Below are 4,129 nucleotides of genomic sequence, written 5' to 3'. Positions count from 1 at the left end.
AACCGCCGGTCGAACCGCCGGTGACGCCCGACACCGGAAACGCGATGGACGGCGCGTTCGACGACGCCGGCGCCTCCTCGACGACGACATGGGCGTTGATACCGCCGAACCCGAACGCGTTCACACCGGCCCGCCGCTGGACGCCGTCGGGCGCCTCCCAGGTGGCGGCTTCACGTATCGGTTCGAATCGGGTGCTCGCCAATGCCGGATGTGGCTGCTCGCAGTGCAGGGTCGGCGGCAGTGTCCGGTGGTGCAGCGCCAGGATGGCCTTGATGAGCCCGGCGGCGCCGGCCGCGGGCATGGCATGACCGATCATGGACTTCACAGAACCGATGCCGATCGGCGGAGCACCGGTGGCGCGACCGAACACCCGTCCCAGGGTGGCGAGTTCCGCCGCGTCCCCGACCGGGGTGGCGGTCCCGTGGGCCTCGACGAGACCGAGCGCGCCGGGCGCGGTCGGGTCCAGCCCGGCGTCGGCCCAGGCCCGCTCGACGGCCAGGATCTGCCCCTGCTGCGACGGCGCGAGCAAGGTGGAGGACCGCCCGTCACTGGAAACACCACAACCGCGGATCACAGCGTAGATGCGGTCACCGGCGCGTTCGGCATCGGCGAGTCGCTTCAGCACGACCATCCCGACGCCCTCACCGATCAGGATGCCGTCGGCCCGCCGGTCGAACGGCCGAATCCGCGAGGTCGGGGACAGCGCCCGCAGCAGCGAGAAGACGCTCCAGAACGTCACTTCCTGGACGAGATGCACACCACCCGCGATCATGGCGTCCGCCCGGCCGCCCGCCAGCTCGCGCACGGCCGTGTCAACCGCGATCAGGGACGACGCGCATGCCGCGTCCAACGTGTATGCCGGGCCACGAAGATCCAGCCAGTTGGCGATGCGCGAGGCGGCCAGGTTCGGCACCAGACCGATCGCGGCCTCCGGACGGTCCGGACCGAGGGTTTCGACGAACGCGGCGCGGACCGCGGCGAGCTGGTCGGTCGTCAACGTGGGGACGAGTTCCCGCAGCGTGGTGACGAGCTGGGTGGAGACCTTGACCCGCTGGTCCAGCCGGGCAAGACCCGCGGCGAGGTAACTGCCGCGCCCCAGTACCACCCCTGTCCGGCCACGATCGCCGAGTGTGTCAGCGCCCCCGGCGTCCGCGACGGCCTCGGCTGCGACCCGCAGCGCCAGCAGCTGATCGGGCTCGGCCCAGTCCACGGCAAGCGGCATGATCCCGAACTCGATCGGGTCAAAGGTCGCGAACTCCTCCACGAAGCCGCCGCGCCGACAGTAGATCCGGTCGGCGGCGACCACCGGTTTCGCCCCGGAGCCGAGTTCGCCATCTGGTCCATCGACACCTGGTGCACCACCACCCGGTGCACCACCACCTGGTGCACCGGAGTCAGCCGCGGAATCCGGATGAAAGAACTCCTGATCCCAGCGCCGCGGTGACACATCCCGGACCGCGTCCACCCCGCTGACGATGTTGCTCCAGTAGGTAGCGAGGTCACCCGCGCCCGGGAACACCGACGCCATCCCGACAACCGCGATCGCCGGCTTCACGCGAGCGCCTGCCTGGTGGGCCAAAGGCGATGCGATCGTGGTTCTGTCGCATCGCCGGAGGCCGCAGTCCCCGGACCGCTGGTGGGCCAAAGGCACACAATAGTGGCTCTTTGTGCGCACAAGCTAGCCCTATGCGATCTATAGTTCGACATCCGCGATCCCAAAACCGAGAAATCCGTCATCGAGCGCCCCGGGCAGGCCGCACATGTACACCACTTGCGGAACATCGACATCAGCGGCCAGCTCACGTAGAACGGCGACGACCCCGGCATCTGGATCGATCAGGCCGATACCCCGGCGGGCATACTGACGTTCCAACTCGGCGGACACCATTCCCCTGCCGACGTCCACGCCGCCGGTTTCGATGCCAGTATCGCGACCGGTATCGCGACCGGACGAGCCCCATGGCCCCCAGTCCAGCGAGACGACGCGGCCATGAAAACGCCGCGACCAGGCATGGGCGCAGGTGTCAAGAGCATCGTTGGCCGCGGAGTAGTCAACCTGACCCCGGTTACCGAACACCCCTGCCACGCTGCCGAACAGGACCAGGAAATCAAGATCTGGACGCAGTGCGTCGACAAGCGTCCGGGCACCTTCGACCTTTGTCGCGAACACCCGGTCAAACGACTCCGGTGTCTTGTCCCGCAGCAGCTTGTCCTCAACGACCCCGGCGCCGTGCACGACCCCGTCAATCCTGCCGCGGTCTGCATAGACCGCCGCCACGACCTGACGCAAGGCGTCGGCGTCCCGCACGTCCACCGCGTGGTATCGAACGTAGGACGCAGTCTGGGTGAGTGCGGCGAGAGTGGCCCGCACTTCCCGCTCCGCCAGCAACCGGGCCACCCTGGCCTCGATTTCGGCTGGTCGACGCACGCCCGTGTCGATCAGTGCCCGCCGCAACCGCGGTGCATCCGGCGCGGCGGCGGTTGCCGGGTCCTCCGGCGCGGCCGGGAGCACGGTTCGGCCGATCAGTTCGATCCCGCAGCCGGTAGCGCGGGCGAGAGCCAACGCCACCCTGGCTGTGATACCGCGGGCACCGCCGGTCAGCAGCACAACCGAGTCCCGGCCGAGCGCGGGCACGCCCACACCGGTCGAGGACAGTTGCGCAGGCACCACCCGTGGAGTTAAGCGGGCCCCATGACGGTAGCCGACCACGACAGGGGCGTCCGGTGTGAGCAACTCGGTGAGGAGGTACTCGGCGAGCCGGGTCGGGGCCTCCTTGGGGTCGAGATCCACCGCCCGGACGAGCACGTCGGGCGCCTCCCGCGCAAGGGTGCGCGCCAGCCCTGCCATCCCGATGCTCGGACCAGGTTCATCGGTCGCGGACCGACCGAAACTGCCGCCACTGCCGGTCGCGACGACAAGGCGGCGGGTTCCGCCCGCGACCGCGGCCCGGATCGGACCGTACGCGGCGGGCAGGGCCGGTGGGGCATCCCGGTCCACCGGCGACACCCACAGAACGCCGTCCGCCCCGACGCCGCTCGCAAGCTGATCGGCGAGCACCTCGTCGGCGGCGGAGAACATCCGCACGGCCGCACCATACTGCTCCAGCATGGTCGTAAGGACGAGCCCGATACCCAGTCCACCCTCGACGACGGCGAACCGGGAACCCGACAACGGCCCGGCCCCGGTGTTGTTCTCGGCCGCGGCGAAAGTCTCCGCGAGCGGGCGCGGTGACGGCAGTGCGACGACGTCGACGACGAACCGCCGCAGCGATGCAACACCTGGCTGCTCACGATCCGCATGCGCCAGTAGCCTGCCCGGGTCGATGTAAACGGTGTCGACGTCGACGGTGGAACCGATGTTCGTCACCACCCGCGCGTCCCTGTCGGGGACCGGGTCGTCGGCACAGTCACCGGCCTGGCCACCGGCCGGGTCGTCGACACAGTCACCGGCAAGGTCACCGGCCGGAGCAGGCACCACATCAGCGTTGGGACCTGGCCGGGTGACGATCCAGTCAACGATCCCACGGACGGTCCTGACCTGCGCCAGCTCCTCGACCATCGCATCGGCGAGATCCCAGGCGCCGGTCATGCCACCGCTGCCACCGGCCGAAGCGGTGCCGTCCCCCGCCGATCCGACGCGCGCTGTCAACGCCCCCAGAATCTCCATTCTCTTGATCGAATCAATACCCAGATCAGCCTCAAGATCCAAATCTGATTCCAGCATCTCCGGCGGATAACCCGTAGCCGCGCAGATCACATCCACAACCAGACCCAACACCGCAGGTGGATCCAGCACGGGCACCGCCGGTTGCACCGACGTCATCGGGGCCACCCCGGGGCCGCCCGCATCCGGTGGCCCCGCCTGGGCAGGTACCAGCGCCGGACGCCCCTGAACGGGGAGAGTGGGCGTGGGCACAGTCGGCACCCGGATCGGCTCCCGGGTGGACTCCGCGCCTTTCCGTTCTCCCACTCCGGCTGACGCACCGAGGTAGCCGAGCATGACATCGCGTTGCGCGGCGACCAGCTCCCGGGTGGCGCGCAGAAACTCAACCATGGTGGCGTCCATTGAGGCGTCCGAGGTGGCATTCGTGCCGGTCACGCCCATGCCCGTCACGCCCATGCCCGTCAC

At 69.3% G+C, this 4,129-nt stretch carries 2 protein-coding genes; both read right to left on the bottom strand.

Features of this window, described 5'->3' with window-relative positions; translation table 11 throughout:
- Positions 1-1,528 (bottom strand): polyketide synthase (locus U9980_RS13685; protein WP_322768257.1); only part of this gene is annotated, 1,528 nt, incomplete at its 3' end.
- A gap of 165 nt (positions 1,529-1,693) precedes the next feature.
- The coding region (locus tag U9980_RS13680; RefSeq protein ID WP_322768256.1) for an SDR family NAD(P)-dependent oxidoreductase at positions 1,694-4,129 on the bottom strand (2,436 nt) is incomplete at its 5' end.

This window comes from Protofrankia sp. Cr1, assembly GCF_963555865.1.
GTDB lineage: Bacteria > Actinomycetota > Actinomycetes > Frankiales > Frankiaceae > Protofrankia.
This window is presented reverse-complemented; position numbering and strand designations above follow the sequence as displayed.